General features: G+C 64.0%; 20 protein-coding genes and 3 tRNA genes. 14 read left to right on the top strand and 9 right to left on the bottom strand.

Annotated elements, in window-relative coordinates; translation table 11 throughout:
- The first annotated feature begins 315 nt into the window (after window positions 1-315).
- On the top strand, window positions 316-1,398 hold the full coding sequence (locus RO07_RS10830; protein WP_039410616.1) for a calcium:cation antiporter: 1,083 nt from the start codon (window positions 316-318) through the stop codon (window positions 1,396-1,398).
- Between the two features lie 48 nt (window positions 1,399-1,446).
- Here RO07_RS10830 and RO07_RS10825 read toward each other — a convergent pair whose 3' ends face one another.
- Both RO07_RS10825 and RO07_RS10820 read right to left on the bottom strand, forming a co-directional pair.
- Window positions 1,447-1,674 (bottom strand): hypothetical protein, encoded by a 228-nt coding sequence (locus tag RO07_RS10825; RefSeq protein WP_147284509.1) that lies wholly within the window; start codon window positions 1,672-1,674, stop codon window positions 1,447-1,449.
- Window positions 1,675-1,726: 52 nt separating this feature from the next.
- On the bottom strand, window positions 1,727-2,032 hold the full coding sequence (locus tag RO07_RS10820) for a hypothetical protein (protein WP_039410612.1): 306 nt from the start codon (window positions 2,030-2,032) through the stop codon (window positions 1,727-1,729).
- An 80-nt stretch (window positions 2,033-2,112) separates the two neighbouring features.
- Between RO07_RS10820 and RO07_RS10815 the strand changes: the two genes are divergently transcribed.
- Window positions 2,113-2,862, top strand: coding sequence for a riboflavin synthase (locus RO07_RS10815; protein WP_039410609.1), 750 nt, complete (start codon window positions 2,113-2,115; stop codon window positions 2,860-2,862).
- A 52-nt stretch (window positions 2,863-2,914) separates the two neighbouring features.
- On the opposite strand, the gene RO07_RS10810 is transcribed toward RO07_RS10815, so the two are convergent.
- On the bottom strand, window positions 2,915-3,112 hold the full coding sequence (locus RO07_RS10810; RefSeq protein WP_115088836.1) for a hypothetical protein: 198 nt from the start codon (window positions 3,110-3,112) through the stop codon (window positions 2,915-2,917).
- Window positions 3,113-3,152: 40 nt separating this feature from the next.
- Between RO07_RS10810 and RO07_RS10805 the strand changes: the two genes are divergently transcribed.
- The 3 genes from RO07_RS10805 to xth all read left to right on the top strand — a co-directional run bounded on the left by RO07_RS10805 (window position 3,153) and on the right by xth (window position 5,274).
- A complete protein-coding gene (locus RO07_RS10805) occupies window positions 3,153-3,734 on the top strand; it encodes a DUF2975 domain-containing protein (protein WP_157118201.1) in 582 nt (193 codons plus the stop codon).
- Window positions 3,735-3,744: 10 nt separating this feature from the next.
- Entirely contained in the window at window positions 3,745-3,975 is a 231-nt protein-coding gene (locus RO07_RS10800) for a helix-turn-helix domain-containing protein (protein ID WP_039410604.1), read from the top strand.
- A 519-nt stretch (window positions 3,976-4,494) separates the two neighbouring features.
- On the top strand, window positions 4,495-5,274 hold the full coding sequence (gene xth, locus RO07_RS10795) for an exodeoxyribonuclease III (RefSeq protein ID WP_039410601.1): 780 nt from the start codon (window positions 4,495-4,497) through the stop codon (window positions 5,272-5,274).
- A 96-nt stretch (window positions 5,275-5,370) separates the two neighbouring features.
- Here the strand turns inward: xth and RO07_RS10790 are convergent, their stop codons facing one another.
- The 6 genes from RO07_RS10790 to glnA all read right to left on the bottom strand — a co-directional run bounded on the left by RO07_RS10790 (window position 5,371) and on the right by glnA (window position 14,859).
- Entirely contained in the window at window positions 5,371-6,354 is a 984-nt protein-coding gene (locus tag RO07_RS10790; protein WP_218919081.1) for a flagellar brake protein, read from the bottom strand.
- Window positions 6,355-6,659: 305 nt separating this feature from the next.
- Window positions 6,660-9,368: a pentapeptide repeat-containing protein gene (locus tag RO07_RS10785; protein ID WP_039410595.1), complete on the bottom strand. Its 2,709-nt coding sequence runs from the start codon at window positions 9,366-9,368 to the stop codon at window positions 6,660-6,662.
- Window positions 9,369-9,491: 123 nt separating this feature from the next.
- Window positions 9,492-10,373 carry a dTDP-4-dehydrorhamnose reductase gene (rfbD, locus tag RO07_RS10780; protein WP_039410592.1) on the bottom strand — a complete coding sequence of 294 codons (882 nt, stop codon included), beginning with the start codon at window positions 10,371-10,373 and terminating at the stop codon, window positions 9,492-9,494.
- Window positions 10,374-10,428: 55 nt separating this feature from the next.
- Window positions 10,429-11,997: a nitrogen regulation protein NR(I) gene (ntrC, locus tag RO07_RS10775; RefSeq protein WP_039410589.1), complete on the bottom strand. Its 1,569-nt coding sequence runs from the start codon at window positions 11,995-11,997 to the stop codon at window positions 10,429-10,431.
- A gap of 91 nt (window positions 11,998-12,088) precedes the next feature.
- On the bottom strand, window positions 12,089-13,204 hold the full coding sequence (gene glnL, locus RO07_RS10770) for a nitrogen regulation protein NR(II) (protein WP_052267566.1): 1,116 nt from the start codon (window positions 13,202-13,204) through the stop codon (window positions 12,089-12,091).
- 239 nt (window positions 13,205-13,443) lie between these two features.
- A complete protein-coding gene (gene glnA / locus RO07_RS10765) occupies window positions 13,444-14,859 on the bottom strand; it encodes a type I glutamate--ammonia ligase (RefSeq protein ID WP_039410586.1) in 1,416 nt (471 codons plus the stop codon).
- Window positions 14,860-15,355: 496 nt separating this feature from the next.
- Here glnA and RO07_RS10760 point away from each other — a divergent pair, with 496 nt between their 5' ends.
- From RO07_RS10760 to RO07_RS10720, 9 genes are all read left to right on the top strand, one after another.
- Window positions 15,356-15,823 carry a rhodanese-like domain-containing protein gene (locus tag RO07_RS10760; RefSeq protein WP_039410584.1) on the top strand — a complete coding sequence of 156 codons (468 nt, stop codon included), beginning with the start codon at window positions 15,356-15,358 and terminating at the stop codon, window positions 15,821-15,823.
- An 84-nt stretch (window positions 15,824-15,907) separates the two neighbouring features.
- Window positions 15,908-16,525 carry a LysE family translocator gene (locus tag RO07_RS10755; RefSeq protein ID WP_039410582.1) on the top strand — a complete coding sequence of 206 codons (618 nt, stop codon included), beginning with the start codon at window positions 15,908-15,910 and terminating at the stop codon, window positions 16,523-16,525.
- Window positions 16,526-16,898: 373 nt separating this feature from the next.
- Entirely contained in the window at window positions 16,899-17,228 is a 330-nt protein-coding gene (locus RO07_RS10750) for a DUF4148 domain-containing protein (RefSeq protein WP_039410580.1), read from the top strand.
- Between the two features lie 587 nt (window positions 17,229-17,815).
- Entirely contained in the window at window positions 17,816-18,055 is a 240-nt protein-coding gene (locus RO07_RS10745) for a hypothetical protein (protein ID WP_039410578.1), read from the top strand.
- Window positions 18,056-18,251: 196 nt separating this feature from the next.
- Entirely contained in the window at window positions 18,252-18,437 is a 186-nt protein-coding gene (locus tag RO07_RS10740; RefSeq protein ID WP_039410575.1) for a hypothetical protein, read from the top strand.
- 71 nt (window positions 18,438-18,508) lie between these two features.
- A tRNA-Lys gene (locus RO07_RS10735) sits at window positions 18,509-18,584 on the top strand.
- 57 nt (window positions 18,585-18,641) lie between these two features.
- A tRNA-Lys gene (locus RO07_RS10730) sits at window positions 18,642-18,717 on the top strand.
- Between the two features lie 53 nt (window positions 18,718-18,770).
- Window positions 18,771-18,846: transfer RNA gene (locus RO07_RS10725), tRNA-Lys, on the top strand.
- 292 nt (window positions 18,847-19,138) lie between these two features.
- The gene (locus tag RO07_RS10720) at window positions 19,139-19,327 is read left to right on the top strand and encodes a glycine zipper 2TM domain-containing protein (protein ID WP_039410572.1); all 189 of its coding nucleotides are present in this window, start codon (window positions 19,139-19,141) and stop codon (window positions 19,325-19,327) included.
- The last annotated feature ends 5 nt before the right edge of the window (window positions 19,328-19,332 follow it).

Here is a 19,332-nt window from a genome sequence, read left to right as displayed (position 1 = left end):
TGTCAACGCCACACCTTCGGAGGTTATCGGCGTTCACTCCATGGAATTTCTGAAGGCGTCCGCACTCGGAGTCAAATGTTGGGGACATATCGAGTCGTGAGTCCATGAAGGCAGCGGACGATGCGGGCAGCGCGCACAGACGCGTCCGAAAGCGCGCCTTTCTGTTGTCGGGGTGCCGCTTTTCTGCGACCATGATTCGCGCCGCTCCGGCGTTCTCACCGGGGCAACGTTCCCGCCGTACCCCTTTTCAGCCGTACCGCACAGCTCCTCGTGTCGCGAGCCGTACGCCCTTTCCCGATTCTGGAGTCTCCGACGATGTCCTCCTCAAAGACCGCCAAGCTGGGCCACTGGACCATGTACATGCCGATCGTGGCGCTCATCGTGCTCGGCATCGCCGGGCTCCTGCCATACGGTGCGGCCCTCGCGCTGTGTGCCGCCGCACTCGCCGGCGCCGTGTTCTCCGCCGTGCACCATGCGGAAACCGTCGCGCACAAGGTCGGGGAGCCGTTCGGCACGCTCGTGCTGGCCGTGGCCGTGACCATTATCGAAGTGGCGCTGATCGTATCGGTCATGCTCTCGGGGGGGCCCGACAAGGCCGGGCTGGCGCGCGACACGGTCTTCGCGGCCATCATGATCGTCTCGACGGGCATCGTCGGCCTGTGCCTGCTCTTCGGCGGCGTGCGGCATCACACACAGGGTTTCACGGTCGAAGGCGCCAGTGCCGCGCTCGCCGTGCTGTGTGCGTTGTCGGTCCTCACGCTGGTGCTGCCGAACTACACGAGCTCGGTGCTCGGCCCGGGTCTCACGGCCTCGCAACTGGCCTTCGAGGGTATGATTTCGCTCGTGCTGTACATGGTGTTCGTATTCGTGCAGACGGTGAGCCACCGCGACTACTTTCTTGCGAAGGCGGCGGGCGAGGAGGTGCATGTCCCGCCGCCTTCGCGCCGCACGGCGGTGTTGAGCCTTGGGCTGCTGATCGTCGCGCTGCTGGCCGTCGTCGGCCTCGCGAAAAAGCTCTCGCCCGCGGTGGAGAGCGCCGTCGCCGAGGCGGGTGCGCCGAAAGCCGTGGTGGGGATCGTGATTGCCGCGCTGGTGTTGCTGCCGGAAGGGCTCGCGGCGCTGCGCGCGGCGCGCGCCAACAAGCTTCAGACGAGTCTGAATCTGGCGCTCGGCTCAGCGCTGGCGAGTATCGGCTTGACGATTCCGACGGTGGCCGCCGTGTCGCTGTTGCTCGACCAGCAAATCGAACTCGGCCTGGCGCCGAAGGAGATGGTGCTGCTGGCGGTCACGCTGATCGTGGGGGTGATCACGCTGGGCACCGGGCGCACCACGGTGCTGCAAGGCGCCGTCCACCTGGTGCTGTTCGCAACGTTCCTGTTCCTCGCCATCGTCCCCTGAGTGGGGTGGCGCGCTGCGCGAGTACGGGATGGTTCGCGAAAAAGGCGCTTAGCCTTGCTTGCCGTCTTGCTTGTCCGCCGCCGCGCCTTGGCCGGCGTCTTCCGGCTTCGCTGGCTCGTCGGCCGGATTGCCGAGCAATGCGCCAAGCAGCTTGCTTCCGCTGGCGCCGCGCTTGCCTTGCGCGCCGACCTGTTTGCCCATGGGCGGGCCGCGACGCACGCCGGCGTCGATCTTCAGGCCGCGGCGCTTCTGGAGTTCAAATTTCGTCTGGGTCATGATGCCTTCCATGGTGGCTGCCCGTCGGGCGCGCCGTGTAAAGTTCCCGCGTTCAGAGATCGATGCCGAGGCTGCCGTCGGCCGCCAAGGTGCGGGCCAGGGTGTGAGCGGCTTCCAATGCATCGGCCGCCCAGCGAAACGCCTCGGGCGTGACATGCGTGAGCGGCGGATCGAGCGTTTCGATCACGTCGTCCACGTCGCGCCAACCGGTGAAGTGCACGACACCATGGAATTGCCCGTCCGGCGCGGGCGCCGTTTCCGCCCAATAGTAGAAATCGTCCGCCAGCAGGCAGCCCTCGAAACCCATGTCGATCTCGTGAAAAGGCGGCATCGTAGCACGTCGCGCGACGAGCGGCATATCGCCACAAGGCAGTAGAATGCTGCGGTATGGCAACCCGGTCTCCGCAGACTCTGCAGACCCACCTTACCGACACCACCATGTTCACTGGAATTGTTCAAGGCACCGCCACGCTGTCGTCCATCGAAGATCGCGACGGCATGCGCACCCTGGAGCTGGCCTTTCTCGAAGGTTTCTGCGACGACCTCACGCTCGGCGCCAGCGTCTCGGTCGACGGCGTGTGCCTCACGGTCACACAGTTGATCTCGCCCACGGCGGCGTCGTTCGACGTCATCCTCCAGAGCCTGAACGTGACCACGCTCGGCAGTTTCGGCGTGGGAGCGAAGGTCAACGTCGAGCGGGCCGCGAAGGACGGCGCCGAGATTGGCGGCCATCCGCTCTCGGGCCATATCGATTTCTCGACCGAGATCCTGAGCGTTCGCACGTCCGACACGAATCGTTTGCTGCGCATCGCGATTCCCGAGGCATTCCGCAAATACGTGTTCGCCAAGGGATACATCGCGATCAATGGCGCGAGCCTCACCGTTTCCGAAGTCAACCGTCAGGAAGGCTGGTTCGAGGTATGGCTGATTCCGGAAACGCGCCGCATGACGACTTTCGAGGACAAGGCGGCGGGCGCCCGCGTCAACATCGAAATCGAACGCAGCACACAGGTTGTTGTCGACACGGTGCGCGAAGCCGTGCAGGAAAGCCTGGGCCGTCTGCAGCCGGTGCTCGAAGCGCTGCTCAAGGAGAAAGGCCTTTCGTTCGACGACTTCGTCGCCGTGCCGCGGTTGCCGACGAGCGACGAGAAGGCCGGCGCCGCGGCAACGCCGGCCAGGAAAGTCTGAGCTGGCGCTGTACGATGCAGCGCAGGCTTGGGCCTGCTGCCGAGAGAGGTCATTAGCGTTTCATCGCATCGAACATCACAAGCAAGCCCGGGCGCCGGTTGGCCCGGGTTTTTTCATTGGGTGTCGAATTCATTTGCCCGAGCGGCCCGCCGCAAACGGACGGGCGGATGCGCACGCGCATGCCCGCCGCAGCCCTGTTCTCGAACGCCACGAAAATTTCGATTAACAGAAATAAATTATCGTGCAACAATAATTTTCATCACAACCACGTCATGCGTTCTCTCACGATCATGAACCGCTCACTTCGTCCACCCCCTTCCTCGAATCCGCCGGAACACTCGCAGCGAGTCGCCCGCCTCCATCGCCTGAGCAAGCTGATGTCGTGGGCCTGTCTCGCCGTTCCCGTCCTGCTTGCCCTGGCAACGCTCCACTACTGGAGCCGCCCCCCCGCCACCGGCATCTTCCGGCAGGCGGGCCTGAACATTGCGCCGCCCGCATCGATCGATGCGCTCGCCCGCTTTGGTGGATTTGCCATTTCGATGGTGCCGCTTGCCGCGTTGATCTACGGCTTGCTGGCTGCGCGTCGATGCTTCCTGCTGTTCGCGCGGGACGAAGCGCTCACGTCGGCGGCCGCGCGCGGGCTGCGGACCTTTGCCATCGCCATGGCGGTGTCGGCCATCTTGCAGCCGGTCGCCGGCGTGGCGCTCAGCGTGCTGCTAAGCGCGTTGAGCCCCGAGCGGGCGTGGAGCATCGGTGTGAATCTGGGATCGGATACCTTGCTGCAACTGCTGTTCTCGGGCGTCGTCGTCGTCATCGCGTGGGTACTCGTCGAAGCGACCGAAATCGCCGACGAGCATCGGCAGTTCGTCTGAGGAAATCGCAATGCCAATACGAGTGACGCTCGGCGTGATGCTCGCCGAGCGCAACGTCAAGTCAAAGGAGCTCGCAGAGTTCGTCGGCATCACCGAAGCCAATCTCTCGCTGCTCAAGCAAGGGAAGGTCAAAGGTATCCGGTTTGAAACGCTGGAGCGGATCTGCACGTATCTGCAATGCCAGCCCGGCGATCTGCTGCGCTACGAATTAACATCCGACACGGAAGACGCCGACACATGATGCGCAACGCCGTTCCGATTCGCCGCCGCATGGGACGGCCTGCAGGTTTCGCCGCCATCGTCCTCTCGGTCCTCGCCGGCCTTGGCGGCTGCTCGCCTCAACAGACGTACGCCACGGGACAGGCGTGGCACAGAAGCCTTTGCGACCAGCAGCCCTTTGACGCGCGCAGCCGATGCCAGGCCGACGCGAACCGAACCTATGACAGCCATCGGCGCGACGCCACGCCAGCAAGATCGGAATAGATTCAAGGTGCCGACCCGCCAATCGCGACACGCCGGATACTCGCCTACAATCGTTGCGCCCCATGCGATCGACGCCAGCAAGACCGTCCCGGCGCGCATCGCTCGGCGTTGCGAGGCGTGTCGGATAGCAGCGGTCTGACGCGTTCTGCGATACGATGCGTGCCACATTGGGTCGGTTTCCACGACGCCCTCGATCGGTAGCCACACGGGTAGCCAGAGGAGCCAAAGCGAAGGAAAAACCCCGCAAACCCTTATCCAGAAAGGACATTGGAATTTTATGCAACTCGCCACCTGGAACGTCAACTCGCTCAAAGTTCGCCTCGCTCACGTGCAGGACTGGCTGCGCAGCAACCCGGTCGACGTTCTGTGTCTTCAGGAGCTCAAGCTCACCGACGAGAGCTTTCCGCTCACGGAACTCGCCGCACTCGGTTACACGTCGCATTTCACCGGGCAGAAGACGTACAACGGCGTTGCACTGCTGATCAATCACGCCAAGGTCGGCGAGGCCACGGACCTCGTGAAGAACCTGCCGAACTTCGTCGACGAACAGCGCCGTCTGATCGCCGCCACCATCGGCGGCGTGCGCGTGGTATGCGGGTACTTTCCGAACGGACAGGCCGTCGGCTCCGAAAAGTTCGCGTACAAGCTGAACTGGCTCGACGCCCTCACCCACTGGATCTCCGACGAAATGGAGCGCCACCCGCAACTCGCGCTGCTCGGCGACTACAACATCGCCCCCGAAGATCGTGATGTCCACGATCCGGCGAAATGGGAAGGCGAGAACCTGGTCTCGCCGCAGGAACGCCAGGCGTTCGCCCGTCTGCAGGGACTCGGGCTGCGCGACACGTTCCGCATGTTCGACCAGCCCGAGAAGACCTTCAGTTGGTGGGACTATCGGATGGGGGCGTTCCGCCGCAATGCGGGACTTCGCATCGATCACATCCTCGTGTCGTCAGCGCTGGCCGAACGATGCACGGCATGCGAAATCGATCGCGTGCCGCGCACGTGGGAACAACCCTCCGATCACGCGCCGGTCGTCGCAACGTTCAAGGACTGATTCGCACAGCCAGCGGCAGTTGCGTCGGTATCGCCCATGACGCCAACGAAAACGGCACCTGAATCGGGTGCCGTTTTCGTTGGCGCGAACCGCGCGTCACTGTCCCGTACGCGGATCCGTCAAACGGGACTCGTAGACGAAACATCGGATGGCCGCCTTGTTGCGCGTATCCATCTGCATGAATTCAAGCCCGTACGTCCATGTCCCGTCGGCGCGCGGACCGTCCACGCTGCGCACGGCCGCCATGCCGAGGATCGGCACCACGTCCGCGCCGACCGACACACGAAATTGCAGCGCCACCAGATGACAACCTTCGGGCAACGGCGCCTTCGCAACGATGCCCGCTCCATCGGCACTGATATCGCGCACCAGCACCAGCCACTCCGGCACGTCCTGCGGATCGGCCAGCATGCGCGTGAACGACGCGCGCGACGTCTCGTCCAGCGGCGACAGACGCGCCACCAATCGCGTGTCGACGCGCGGCGTGCGCCGCACCGGCGTCTCGCGCACCTGCGCGGGCCGGGACAGCACCACATAGTCGAACGGACCGTAGTGCACGCTGTGCACGTCGCACATGAACTCGTACAGGTTGTCGCCCGGGAAAGTCCACAAAGCCAACGTGTCGCCCGCCACCACAGGCAGTCGCGTATCCCCCGACGACGGCGGTGTGATGATCAGCATGCCGTTCGGGGCACGTCCGATCAGGCGCGCCCGCACACGCACCGTTTCGGCCTCCGGTGCGACGCGCACCTGGAGCCAGGCGCCAATCGGCAATGGCACCGGCAGACCTTGCAGATAGACGGTCGACGCGGCGGTGCCCAACGGTGAGGCCGAATTCGCCGCCTCGGTACGACCGGCGGCCTCGCCCGAGGTCGCGGCTTCCGGCAGCGGCCTGTGCGGCGCGAACATCGTGAAAAGCCAGTCGAGATCGGCTTCGGACGGCAACCGCTCGCCCGCTGCCAGCAACGGCGTACCGTCAGCGTCGAACAACGGCCAGGAAAGCGGAGCGTGCGCGTCAAGCTCGCGGCGGTTGACCGCCACGAACCCCGGATAGCCTGACGCAGTACTAGTCGAGTGCATGATGCCTGAGGGTGCGAAACCCTTGAGAGCCTGGGAACGAAGCGCCGGCCTCCCCCGCATTCCAGCATGCGGGAGCACATCTTCGGCACCCCTCTTCATGCCGTCATCCGTGGCCAACACCCCACAAATGTCGCCAATCCACACAAACTGAACATGCCCGGCCGGCCGGACATGGTATCAACGCGTATCCCGCAGAAAGGAAACGTAATGCGCGTCCATATTTTTACCACGAAAGCCGACACGCGCTGAGCTTCAAATATCGACCAAAAAGGGCGTCAATCCATCGACCTCTCACTCGGCGGTAATCACCGTGTATTCATGACATTTTGCAAGGTTTCGGGATGCAGCGGCAGACGCATGGCCCAGTCCCACGGCAGTGTTTGGCGACACGCCTGCTCCAACCCCGGCAGCGCCCGGATGCCGGGACACATCAGCCACTCCAGGAAGTGTCTGCCAAGCGCCTCGGACGAGGCGTCCACAAGACTTTCCCGAAGCACCTCGACCTCTGCAATTCGTTGGCTTGCCGTCGCCCCCACCATCGACTCATCGAGTGCAGCACGTGCGTAGCTCAGGTAAAGCGCTTGAGAAGCGGGTGCGAGCATGGGCGCCGCGCTCGAATCTCGGACGATTCCCGGTCGATGGCATTGCGTCGCGAGCCATACAAAGCCGGCCGCGATTGCCGTCAACCAGACTCGCCGCGACATTCGCGTATCTGGAAACACACCGTCGCCGTCCGTGATTCGCAGTGATTGGCTCAACACTTCATTGATATCGAGGTGCGCGTCACGGCGCAGCAATAGCCTCGTGGGCGGGCGCCCCGCGCATACCGTCGCGTCAAACCTGTCGGTAGTGCCCAGCGGACGCGCAGGCGGCACCCCGCCCATCCCATCGGGAAGCACAGGAACGACGCAGCCCGCCCTGCTCCGAAGTACCGCGTCCGCGTCGCTCGCTTCCACGGCGCCAACCCAGCGGCCAAGGAGCCGGACAAAGGCATCCAGCGAGCGCTCCGTCGGCCATAGGTCTGCGAGACATCCGAACTCCCGCAACAACGCCTGCAACTGCGAAGTGGTGCCCGGCAGAAAGTCGTCCGAGGCGGCGTCACGCACCACGACGCGCGCGCCGAGCCATCGCCAGTCAGGCGCCGCCATCGGCGTGGTCGACGCGCGCTCGGGGTCCAGAGCCAACGCCAAGCAGCGTATCGGCAGTCGCAACGCGACGTCGCCGTTCGTCAACAGCACGAACGACGGATCGAAGGCGTCGACGCCATCCGCCGAGAGCGCGGTATGCAGAGCCGTAGGCAACGCCTTGAACCACGCCGCGCGAAGGCGCTGTGCCCACATGGCACTGGCACCCCCGGCCCCCTCTCCGGCCCAGAAAAGTACCTGGCATATCGGCCCGGCCAGCGCCCGGACATCGGCCGGCGACGCGTCCAGGCACCGCGTCTCCAGCACCGTCACCAACGCCAGCGTAAACGACTCCGCCTGACTTGGCGTGAGCTTCGCATCCGTCAGACGATCGAGCATTCGCGTCATCCATTGCCGACGTAGTTCGGCGAACGCATCGTGGTCGCCAATGCCGCCCACCTCGCCGCCGGTCGTCAGGATACGGCCGAGCCATTCGCTGCTCCGCACATGCGCCGGGAGCCGCTGCAATACGGGTGCGTTCGCGGTGCTCGCCATCATGCCGACGGAATCCCCGCTCAATGCCCTCAGTAATTGCAGAAAGACATCCGCTCGCAACGCGGGGGCATCGACAGGAAACGTCTCCCATGATCGAACGACCCCGGCCAGCTGCGTGGGTGGCAGACTGCGCAACCATTTCGCGTCGAGACGCAGCCGTGCATTCCGCCATTGCGTGCCGCCAAGATTGCAGTCGGCGCCGAGCCGCACGTCCTTCAGACTCGCACCGCAGAATCGAGCGCCGCGCAGGTCGCAGGACACCCACGACGCCCCATTGAGCTTCGCCCCACTGGCATCCCACTCGGTGAGATCGCAATCGCGAAATTCCGCACCGCGCAAATCGGCGCCGAGCGCGTTGCACTGCGGCATCGTCATTGCCGTCCAGCGAGACCGCTTCGCATGCGCGGCCGTGAGCTGCATGCGCCGCGCGGTGCCATCGTCGAAGCATGCGCCGTCAAGATGCGCGCGTTGAAACAGCGCCGCTTCGAGCCGGACACGACTGAACACGACGCCCTGGCATTTCGCCTCGCCGACATTTGCACCGCGCATCACGGTGTACTGGAACGTCGAGCCTCGCAGGTCCGCCCGGACGAGCCGCGCTCGGCTCAGGTCTGCCGCGCGAAAGCGCGTCCCCCGCAAGTCGGCCGATTCGAAGTCGGCGTCGACCTGATGCGAATGATCGAATTCCGCCGCGCGCAGCGACGCGCCGCTCCAGCACGCACCGTTGCAATTGGCGCCGGCGAATCTGGCGCCGTCCGCCACGACACCGCGAAGGTCGCCTCCCGGAATCGACAGATCGGACAGGTTCGCGCCACGCAGCCGAGAGAGGGACAACACCATGGCGAGCACAGGAGCTGGCCACTCGCGCAAGGGCAGTTGCCGGTACGCGATCGGATCGGGCATTCGCTCGCCGGGAATGGCAAACCAGAGCCACGCCGGCACGGACTGGCGACGCGCCGCCTTGCACCACGTCACCAGATCGCGCGCGATATCTCCGGCTTTGCCGCCCTCGCTCAGATGGGCGAAGCGGACGCGCCATACCCGCGCGAGAGCCGACTTGGCGAGAGGCAACATCTGAGCATCGGCATCGGCTGGCGAGCCGCGTCGTTCGTCGCGCGAGCGGTCCGCCATCATGTGCTCGATCCAGGCGACCTGCTGCGCAATCTCGCGCCGCTCGCCCACGCTCGCGCGGAGCATCGCGAATTGCAGCGCTCCCGGAGGCGGCGTCGGTTCGTGGTCGTGGCTGGCGGACTCACCCGCCCGAGTCTCGGCGAACGGTGCCGACAACGCCATCGGATGCCGTGCGTCGGGATTCGCATTCAGAAATCGCATCATGCATAGCTCCTCGTCGCGCGCTCATGCCCGCGCGCAAAAAGCCATCATGGTGCAGAAAAGAACCGAGGCCGCGCGCTGAGCAATTTCCGAATCAGCGGGCAGCCTCGATGGGCAGTCGTCGCCTTATGCGAGACAGAGTGCGAGCGCCTCACGCCAATCGGGCGCGCGCACGCCGAAGATACGGGCGAGTTTGTCGTTGTCGAGAACCGAATAGGCCGGGCGCTTGGCCGGCAACGGATAGGCAGAAGTCGGAATCGCCACAACGTTCGGTCGCTTCTGCGTTGCACTCCGATCGAGGATCGCCTCCGTGAAGCCGTGCCACGTCGTCTGTCCGGCAGCGCTCAGATGGTAAAGGCCGCCGCGCTCGCGCCAGAAGTCGGCGTCCACACCCTGCTCGCTCAGCCCTTGCACCAGCACTTGCGACGTGAGCTCCGCAATCGTACGGCACCACGTCGGTGCGCCGTACTGATCGGCCACGATGCGCAACTCGTCGCGCTCGCGGGCGAGCCGCTGCACCGTCAGCAGGAAATTCGCTCCACGCGAGCCGTACACCCAGCTCGTGCGCAGCACCAGATGGTTCGCGCCGCTCGCCGCGATCGCCGCCTCGCCGGCGAGCTTCGTGCGGCCGTAGGCGTTTTGCGGATTGGTGGGTTCGTCTTCGCGATACGGCGTCTGCGAGGTGCCGTCGAAAACGTAGTCGGTGGAATAATGCACGACCAGCGCGCCAAGACGCTTGGCCTCTTCCGCCATGATCCCCGGCACGACGGCATTGACCTGGTACGCGGCGGACTCGTCCGTTTCCGCGCGATCGACGGCCGTATAGGCGGCCGGATTGATGATCAGGTCCGGTGCGAAGTCACGCACGGTACGCACCACGCTATCGGTGTCGAGCAGGTCCATCTCGTTTCGGCTGGGGGCGTGCACATCGCCCATGCCCTGCAGGCAACGTGCCAGCTCCCAGCCGACCTGCCCGGTGGCGCCCGTCAACAGGATGCGTCTTGCCATGATCCGACTCCCTCGTCGTTGAGTGGTGAAACGAAGGAGCGTACCGTGATTGCCCTCAGGTTTCCAGCCCCAGTTCCTGGATCTTGCGCGTGATGGTGTTGCGACCGATCCCCAGGCGGCTCGCCGCCTCGACCTTGCGTCCGCGCGTGAAGTCGAGCGCTTCGTTGATCAGCGCGGTCTCGAAGCGGCGCGTGAGCTGATCCATGACGTCAGGCGACGCCGAGCGCAGCAATCGCGCCACCTCGCGACGCAGAATCGGCTCCCAGCTCTCGGCGCCCACCATCTCGCCCGTTGCCGCGACGTTGCTCCCGCCCGGCACCATGCCGCTGGACGATGGCGCAGCAAACGAAGACGAGGTCGGCACCACCGTTCCGTAGCCCGGCGACGGCGCGCCCGGTGCGGGGGGCGCTGGCGACGTCCCCGCGGCATAGACTGGCACCGGGCTGGCTCCGCCAGTGGCCTGCGTAGTCGCCGGCGACTGAAACTCCGGCGGAAGGTCCTTGATTTCGACGGTCTGCGCCGGCGCCATCACCGTAAGCCAGTTGCTCAGGTTCTCCAGTTGCCGCACGTTGCCCGGGAACGGAAAGCGCGTGAGATGCGCCAACGCCGCCTCGCTGATGCGTTTCGTCTCCACGCCCAGCTCGCGTGCACTCTTCTGGAGGAAGTGCCGCACGAGCAGCGGAATGTCCTCGCTGCGCTCGCGCAGCGACGGCAGGCGCAGGCGAATCACGTTCAGACGGTGATACAGATCCTCGCGGAAAAGCCCCTGACGCACCCGGTCTTCCAGATTCTGGTGCGTGGCGGCGATCACGCGTACGTTCGCCTTGATCGGGCTGTGACCACCGACGCGGTAGTAATTCCCGTCCGAGAGCACGCGCAACAGACGCGTCTGCAGATCGAGCGGCATGTCGCCGATTTCGTCGAGGAACAGCGTGCCGCTCTCGGCTTGCTCGAAACGTCCGCGCCGCGTGGCCTGGGCGCCGGTAAACGCACCGCGCTCGTGGCCGAATAATTCGGATTCCAGCAGATCTTTCGGAATCGCCGCCGTGTTCAGCGCGATGAACGGCCCCGATGCCCGCGGCGAATGGCGATGCAACGCACGCGCAACCAATTCCTTGCCCGAGCCCGATTCCCCGGTAATGAGCACGGTCGCACTCGAATGGGACAAGCGGCCGATCGCCCGGAACACGTCCTGCATCGCGCTGGCCTGCCCCAGGATCTCGGGCTCCTCGGTGATGCGCTCGTCGTCGGTCGCTTCACGCAGGCTTTCCTCGACGGCGCGCAGAATCAGTTCGACCGCGCGATCCACGTCGAACGGCTTGGCCAGGTACTCGAAGGCGCCGCCCTGAAAGGCCGCCACCGCACTGTCGAGATCCGAAAAGGCCGTCATGATGATGACCGGCAGCCCCGGGTGTCGCTGCTTGGCCGCCTGCAGCAGTTCGAGGCCGGAGCCGCCCGCCATGCGGATGTCCGAGACCAGCACTTGCGGCGAGTCGTGTTCGAGCGCGGCACTCGCTTCACGCGGCCCCGTAAAACTGCGCACCGGCAGATTGGCGCGCGAAAGCGCCTTCTCCAGCACCCATCGAATCGATTGGTCGTCGTCTACTATCCAGATCGGCTTCATTGTTCACCGTGTAACGTCTATGCCCGGCCGCAGGTCGCAGGGGTTACGGCCGACGGCGTAAGGGCGTAAGGGCATAGCGGCCGTGGCCGCATCAGCCCAAGGGCAGCAGGATTCGGAAATCCGTCCGTCCAGGCCGGCTTTCACATTCGATCAAACCGTCGTGGCGCTGCACGAAAGACTGCGCCAGTGTGAGTCCCAGACCGCTTCCCCCGTCGCGCCCGGAGACGAGCGGATAGAAGATGCGGTCACGAATGTCAGCGGGAATGCCGGGCCCGTTGTCGATCACATGCAATTCCAATGCCAGCTTGTGCAGACGTTTGGCAATCGTGATCTTTCGCGCCACTCGCGTGCGCAGCACGATGCGCGCGTCGCCACGCGCGATCTGCTCGCGCAGCGCCTCGGCACCGTTGCGCACGATGTTGAGCAGCGCCTGTATGAGTTGCTCCTTGTCGCCCCGGAAGTCCGGCAGGCTCACGTCGTAGTCGCGCTCGATCGACAGTCCCTGCGGAAACTCCGCGAGCACCACGGAACGCACGCGCTCGCACACTTCATGGATATTGACGTCCGTGGCGATGTACGGATGCCGGTGCGGCTCGAGCAGGCGGTCGACAAGGGTCTGCAGCCTGTCGGACTCCTTGATGATCACCTGCGTGTATTCACGCAACTCGCGCTGATCGAGCTCGAACTCGAGCAACTGGGCCGCGCCGCGAATCCCGCCTAGCGGGTTCTTGATCTCGTGCGCCAGGTTGCGAATGAGCTGCTTGTTCATCAACGCCTGATCGATGATGCGTTCTTCGCGCTCGTTCTTGAGCTTCTGCTCGTTCTCGATAAGCTCCACGATCACGAAGTCCGGCACCGCTTCCGGCGCAGCCACGATCGCGTGCGTGTGCAATGGCTCCTGCGCGGTGCGCTCGAGCACCAGATCGAGGCGTGTGGACTGGAAGTGATTACCGAGGAGCTCGGACATTGTCGACGCGAGCACTTCGCCGTTCGTGAACACGTCGTTCCACGTCATCTGCGAAAGCGAACGGCGCGAGAGCGCAAGCAGCGCTTCGGCCGCCGGATTGGCGAAGACGACGCGCAGCGTGTGCTTCTCCAGCACCAGCAACACGGTCGGCAAGGCTTCAAGGCCCGGGAGAATGCCGGTCGCGGCGAGGCGCGCTTCCCACAATTCGGTGGCATCGACGTCATCGGGGCCATCCGGCACGCTGGCGGCCGCGCTCTCACCGGACGCCGCCGGCACGCCGTGCCCGGCATTCCCCTTCTCACCCGCGCGAACACTTTTCATCAGGGATCCAGGCAATAGGTTCATGAAGGGCTACGAGGTGAAGATGCGCCGCGGATAAAAAAGGGGGACGGCCGCGGCCATCCCCCCGTGCTTGTCGAGCATGACGGTCGGCCGCTGGCGTTCCGTCATGCCGGCGCATTCCCTGCGCAGCGATTCGATTACAGCGAGTAGTACAGCTCGAACTCGAGCGGGTGCGTGGTCATGGCCACACGACGCGCTTCGTCCGTCTTCAACGCGATGTACGAATCGAGCATGCCATCGGTGAACACGCCACCACGGGTCAGGAACTCGCGGTCTTCGTTCAGGTATCCCAGCGCCTGTTCGAGACTCGAGCACACGGTCGGGATCTTTGCGTCCTCTTCCGGCGGCAGGTCGTACAGGTTCTTGTCCGCAGCTTCGCCCGGGTGGATCTTGTTCTGCACGCCGTCCAGGCCAGCCATCAGCATGGCCGAGAAGGCCAGGTACGGGTTGGCCATCGGGTCCGGGAAGCGCGCTTCGATGCGGCGGCCCTTCGGGTTGGCAACGTACGGGATGCGGATCGAGGCCGAACGGTTGCGGGCCGAGTAGGCCAGCTTCACCGGGGCTTCGAAGTGCGGCACGAGGCGCTTGTACGAGTTCGTCGACGGGTTCGTGATCGCGTTAAGCGCACGAGCGTGCTTGATGATGCCGCCGATGTAGTACAGGGCGAACTCCGACAGACCGCCGTAGCCGTTACCGGCGAACAGGTTCTGGCCGTCCTTCCAGACCGACTGGTGGATGTGCATGCCCGAGCCGTTGTCGCCGACGACCGGCTTCGGCATGAACGTGGCCGTCTTGCCATAGCTGTGCGCCACGTTGTGCACGACGTACTTCAGGATCTGCGTCCAGTCGGCGCGCTCGACCAGTGTCGAGAACTTCGTGCCGATTTCGTTCTGGCCTTGCCCCGCCACTTCGTGATGGTGCACTTCGACCGGCACGCCCAGTTGCTCGAGCAACAGACACATTTCCGAGCGCATGTCCTGGAACGTGTCGACCGGCGCGACCGGGAAGTAGCCGCCCTTCGTGCCCGGACGGTGGCCGGTGTTGCCGCCGTCGAAGTCCTTCGACGACGACCACGGTGCCTCTTCCGAGTTGATCTTCACGAACGTGCCCGACATGTCCGTGTTCCACTGGACCGAGTCGAAAATGAAGAATTCCGGCTCCGGGCCGAAGAAGGCGGTGTCGCCCAGGCCCGTGCTCTTCAGATAGGCTTCGGCGCGCTTGGCGATCGAGCGCGGATCGCGATCGTAGCCCTTGCCGTCGGCCGGTTCGATCACGTCACAGGTCAGCACGAGCGTGCTTTCTTCGTAGAACGGGTCGATATAGGCAGTGTTGGCGTCCGGCACCAGCAGCATGTCCGAGGCTTCGATGCCCTTCCAGCCGGCGATCGACGAACCGTCGAACGCGTGGCCGCTCTCGAACTTGTCGGCGTCGAAGTGCGACACCGGCACCGAGACGTGTTGTTCCTTGCCGCGCGTATCGGTAAAGCGGAAGTCGACGAACTTGACGTCTTCTTCCTTAACCAGATTCATCACATCTGCCACAGATTTGCTCATGCTATCTCCCGAAAGATTCAATCTGGCGCTGCTGGCGCTCGTCGCCCGCATCGCCGCACCCTCTTTAACGAACTCCGTGTTCGGATTCGTCAGTAATAAGCAGGAAGCATGCCAGCGCCCCACCTGCTATTGAATATCGAATTCGCCGCGCCCCCACCCTCTGATTTCTAAGGAAATAGTCGTTCGGGTGCAGACTCGCTCGAATTCCCGGTTCACTGGCCGCAATTCTCCATTTCGGTGCATTCTTCACACGAATATCACTATTTTGGTGCATTTCGTGATTATGCACCTTTTGAGTGCTTTGAGTCGCAGTTCGTGAACCGGGATTGTGCACCGTCGCGCACCGTCCTGACGCCATTCGTTGCCAAAGTCGGATCCGTCCCGTTCGTCCGGAGTCCGCCGTATCGGGAAATGACCGGATGTCACGCAACGCGCATCTCGCACCGAGGGCACGCTAGAATGCAGGACAACCATCGACCAACGAGATCACAGCAATATGACAAGCGCCAAAGCCATTCTCGAGCAAGCCGCCCAACGCCGCGCCAGCGCGCAGCTCACCTATGCGGGCGCCGTGACGCCGGACGAGGCGCTCGCCCTGCTCAATGCCGACACCAGCGTGCGCCTGATCGACGTGCGCACGCGCGCGGAACTCGACTGGGTCGGTCGCCCGCAGGTGCCAGACGGTCAGTACGCGAACGTGGAATGGGTGCGCTACCCCGGCGGCGTGCCCAATGAACATTTCCTCGAGCAACTTGCCTCGCAGGCGAGGGACAAGAACACGCCATTGCTGTTCCTTTGCCGGAGTGCCGCGCGCTCGAAAGCCGCCGCCAAGGTCGCTTACGAGGCCGGCTACACGCAGTCGTTCGATATTCTCGAAGGCTTCGAAGGAGACAAGGACAGCGCCGGGCATCGCAAGCAGGTGAGCGGCTGGTGCTTCCGCGGCCTGCCGTGGATCGGCGCCTGAGCGGGATCGTTGACTTAATAAGCGCACGATGCCGCTGCGCTTCCCATACATGATGGATTGTCGTCAAAGCGAGGAGACGCCGAGATGGACTGGACGCATTTGCTGACTTTCGCCCTCGCCCTGCTCGTGGGGGCGGGTACGCCGGGGCCGGGTATCGCCGCGATCGTCGCGCGCGTGCTGGGCCGGGGAACGCAGGGCGCCGTCGCCTTCACCGCGGGAGTGGCCATCGGAGACGTCGTGTGGCTCACGCTCGCGGTGCTCGGGGTCGCGGCGCTGGCACACACGTTCTCAGGCGTGTTCCTCGCCATCAAGTATGCGGGGGCCGCCTATCTGCTCTATCTCGCGTGGAAGATGTGGCATGCGCCGGCGATTGCGCCGACCGAGCCGATGACCGCGGCGCCTCGCGAGCAATCGTGGCGTCTGTTTCTCGGCGGCCTGTCGGTCACGATGGGCAATCCGAAGGTCGTCGTGTTCTATTTCGCGCTGCTGCCCAACTTGCTCGACCTGCAGCGCGTGACCGCACTTGGCTATCTCGAAGTCGTCGGCGTCACGCTCGCAGTGCTCACACTCGTGTTCGGCACCTATATCGTGCTTGCCGCACGGGCACGACGGCTATTGAGCTCGGCACGCGCCGTGCGACGCCTCAACCGTGCCACCGGCACGGTCATGGCAGGGGCCGCCGTCGCGATCGCGACGCGCTGACCATCCACTCGGCGACGCTGTTGCCGGGCCAGCCGGCAATCTGCGAACATCACCTCCACGCCACCTCCGAGTGGCGTTTTTCTTGGTGACTCGTTCACGGCGATCAAGAGTCGTGCAACGCGACGATCAATAGCCAACCTGCATCACGCGCCGTTCTCCTCCCTCCCACTGTCTTTCCTCGCGCCTCGCCGCAGCATGGGACTCCCTCACCGATTGTTGCGATTCGCGTAAGTATCTATTGGCTCAATTGCCGTTTTTCCGCAATAGCCCGACGCATACACTGCCTTCAACGGTCGCGCACAACGCATACCGGGAGCCCTCGGCACCGATGCATTGCCCGCCCCCGCAACACAGAAGAACAGGAGTTATCGTCATGAATCGCAAGCTCATCGCTTCGGCCCTGATGTCCGCCATGCTGGCCACCGCCGCCGGGTCCGTTTTCGCGCAAGCCGGGCGCACCAGCGACGCCTATCCCGACGGTTCGCAATTCGCCTGGGTTCCGCAAACCTCGCAGCTCACGCGCGAGCAAGTGAAGCAGGAACTCGCCGATGCCCGCGCGCAAGGATTGATCCCGCAGAACGACTATGAGTATCCGGCCCTCGTCACCTTCAAGAACAACGCGCCGGGCAAGCCCCGCGCACAGGTCTACGAAGAACTCGTGCAGGCGCGTCGGAACGGCGAGATGAAATACTCTAACCCGTGAGATCGCGCCGCCGCATGACGCAGGACTCATCACGCATGCGGCCGTCGCGCCGTGCACCGTGAGACACGCAGCGCGTCGACAGCATCGATCACGCGTTGCCAACGATTCGTGTCGCTTCCCGCGGCGTCCCTGACGCGAATCGCACCGCCCCTCGCCGTGTTGCCCGCAGTCCGGCAGCGCGGCGTGACGCACGCAGGTGGGGAGGCATCGCCCGCCTGCGCTGCGTCACCTCGTATCGTCCCGCCGACAGGCGCGCGCCCACGCCTTATCGGACAACCGTGCTGTGCGCCGGCCCCGTTCACTTCCCCTCGGGTCCGACAGACAACAACGGTTTGTCTCGGGCGCATCTCCTGTCGCCATGCGTTCCCCGTCATCGCATGGGACTTTCGCCCGCTCCTCGCCCAGGGAGCGGGCTCTTTTCATTTCACGACGACGCCAGCATCGCGTTTCGCTCGCCAGCGCGCGCCATGGCCTTTCCCGTTGCCAAGTCGATGCGCTTGGAGCTTGGCAACAGGCATTTTTCGTAGAGGCTCGCAGGCTGCGTGCTACCATGCAGCCGTTTCAATTTGCATAGACAGGATCATCCGGTGAGTCAGATCGAATTCGATATCGAGTGGACCGAGCGCGCAGCAAAGAAGGCCGAACGTCTCGTCCCCAAGGGCACCCCTCTCGCGTTGCCGCCGATCGAATGCATGCCGGCCGAAGGCGATGTGCTGTTCCTCGGCCAGGGCGACAAGAAGCAACCGTTCATCGTGGTGGAACGTCAGTACCATCACGAAGGCGAAGACGCCTGGACGATCATCCTCATTCTCGATCTGCCTGAATGACGACGGCTCGATGATGGCGAGTCGTACGTGACGTTTCGCGGGCCTGAACAGCGCGAATTCGGACACGTCACATAGCAGCACCGCACGGCGCGGCCACTGGGGAAATCCCGGTTGCCGCGCCGCTTTGCTTGGAAAGGGCCGTTTTCTATACTTGAAGCGCGTTCAAACTCGCGCGATAGCGGCAGGGAGATCGGCCATGATCATGCCCCACCTTTCCAACGCTCAACTCGTCAGCATGTTCGCGCTAGCGGCGTTCGGTGCGATCGTCGTCGGCGCCATGCCCTGCAAGGGAGCGATTCGAATGTGCTGGCGCTCGCTGTTGGTCGTCGTCGGTGCGGTACTCGCCGTGCTGGCGTTCGAACTCGTTCCGCTGCTCGCCTAAGGCTTTTTTGCGGATTTTCACCGTCAAGGGTTGACCCCATGCGTAAGAGCCGATATTATCTCGGTCTCGTTGGGGCGTTAGCTCAGTTGGTAGAGCAGCGGACTCTTAATCCGTAGGTCGAGTGTTCGAGTCACTCACGCCCCACCAAACGAATTCTGAAAAAGGCTGCTGCGCCGTGCAGCCTTTTTTATTCCCGGTTGCATCGGGGCGTTAGCTCAGTTGGTAGAGCAGCGGACTCTTAATCCGTAGGTCGAGTGTTCGAGTCACTCACGCCCCACCAGGCAATCTCAGAAAAGGCTGCACCGCGCAGCCTTTTTTGTTCCCGGTAGCACCGGGGCGTTAGCTCAGTTGGTAGAGCAGCGGACTCTTAATCCGTAGGTCGAGTGTTCGAGTCACTCACGCCCCACCAGAGGTAAAGCAAGGGCCGCACGATGTGCGGCCCTTGTTGTTTCCGCTGCATTTTCCGATTCATTTTCCTCCTCGATTTCCGCTTCGGCATTTGTGCTCGGCCTTTCCGTCCGGCTCGTTCTTTCGCTCGCCCCGCCTGCCACGCCCCGACACGATGCCGCCTCCGCCGCACTGTCGTCCAATTCCTACAGCCGATTCAGCCGCGACCGATAGTCCGACTATCTGGCGCTCGCTAAGCTGGATTCATGCCGGCCCATGCCCCCACAGCCGGCCCTCGCAACAGGAGGCTCATCATGAAAGCGACGAAGACGATTCTCGCGGTCATTACCGCGCTCGTCATGGGTTCGTCCATCTTCGGCTGCACGCTTGGCGGCGCCGCGGCGGGCGGCTATCTCGGCCATGAAGCCACCGGCGGCAGCACCGCAGGCACCATCGGAGGTGCCGTCGTCGGCGGTGTGATCGGCCACGAACTGGGCAAGTAAGCCCA

Source organism: Pandoraea pulmonicola (genome assembly GCF_000815105.2).
In the GTDB taxonomy this organism is placed as follows: domain Bacteria; phylum Pseudomonadota; class Gammaproteobacteria; order Burkholderiales; family Burkholderiaceae; genus Pandoraea; species Pandoraea pulmonicola.
This window is presented reverse-complemented; position numbering and strand designations above follow the sequence as displayed.

What these genes read in the sequence shown, in the direction of transcription:
- RO07_RS10830 (WP_039410616.1), top strand. Translation starts at nt 316, where the DNA reads ATGTCCTCCTCAAAGACCGCCAAGCTGGGCCACTGGACCATGTACATG.
- RO07_RS10825 (WP_147284509.1), bottom strand. Translation starts at nt 1,674, where the DNA reads ATGACCCAGACGAAATTTGAACTCCAGAAGCGCCGCGGCCTGAAGATC.
- RO07_RS10820 (WP_039410612.1), bottom strand. Translation starts at nt 2,032, where the DNA reads ATGCCGCTCGTCGCGCGACGTGCTACGATGCCGCCTTTTCACGAGATC.
- RO07_RS10815 (WP_039410609.1), top strand. Translation starts at nt 2,113, where the DNA reads ATGTTCACTGGAATTGTTCAAGGCACCGCCACGCTGTCGTCCATCGAA.
- RO07_RS10805 (WP_157118201.1), top strand. Translation starts at nt 3,153, where the DNA reads ATGAACCGCTCACTTCGTCCACCCCCTTCCTCGAATCCGCCGGAACAC.
- RO07_RS10800 (WP_039410604.1), top strand. Translation starts at nt 3,745, where the DNA reads ATGCCAATACGAGTGACGCTCGGCGTGATGCTCGCCGAGCGCAACGTC.
- xth (WP_039410601.1), top strand. Translation starts at nt 4,495, where the DNA reads ATGCAACTCGCCACCTGGAACGTCAACTCGCTCAAAGTTCGCCTCGCT.
- RO07_RS10790 (WP_218919081.1), bottom strand. Translation starts at nt 6,354, where the DNA reads ATGCACTCGACTAGTACTGCGTCAGGCTATCCGGGGTTCGTGGCGGTC.
- RO07_RS10785 (WP_039410595.1), bottom strand. Translation starts at nt 9,368, where the DNA reads ATGATGCGATTTCTGAATGCGAATCCCGACGCACGGCATCCGATGGCG.
- rfbD (WP_039410592.1), bottom strand. Translation starts at nt 10,373, where the DNA reads ATGGCAAGACGCATCCTGTTGACGGGCGCCACCGGGCAGGTCGGCTGG.
- ntrC (WP_039410589.1), bottom strand. Translation starts at nt 11,997, where the DNA reads ATGAAGCCGATCTGGATAGTAGACGACGACCAATCGATTCGATGGGTG.
- glnA (WP_039410586.1), bottom strand. Translation starts at nt 14,859, where the DNA reads ATGAGCAAATCTGTGGCAGATGTGATGAATCTGGTTAAGGAAGAAGAC.
- RO07_RS10760 (WP_039410584.1), top strand. Translation starts at nt 15,356, where the DNA reads ATGACAAGCGCCAAAGCCATTCTCGAGCAAGCCGCCCAACGCCGCGCC.
- RO07_RS10755 (WP_039410582.1), top strand. Translation starts at nt 15,908, where the DNA reads ATGGACTGGACGCATTTGCTGACTTTCGCCCTCGCCCTGCTCGTGGGG.
- RO07_RS10750 (WP_039410580.1), top strand. Translation starts at nt 16,899, where the DNA reads ATGAATCGCAAGCTCATCGCTTCGGCCCTGATGTCCGCCATGCTGGCC.
- RO07_RS10740 (WP_039410575.1), top strand. Translation starts at nt 18,252, where the DNA reads ATGATCATGCCCCACCTTTCCAACGCTCAACTCGTCAGCATGTTCGCG.
- RO07_RS10720 (WP_039410572.1), top strand. Translation starts at nt 19,139, where the DNA reads ATGAAAGCGACGAAGACGATTCTCGCGGTCATTACCGCGCTCGTCATG.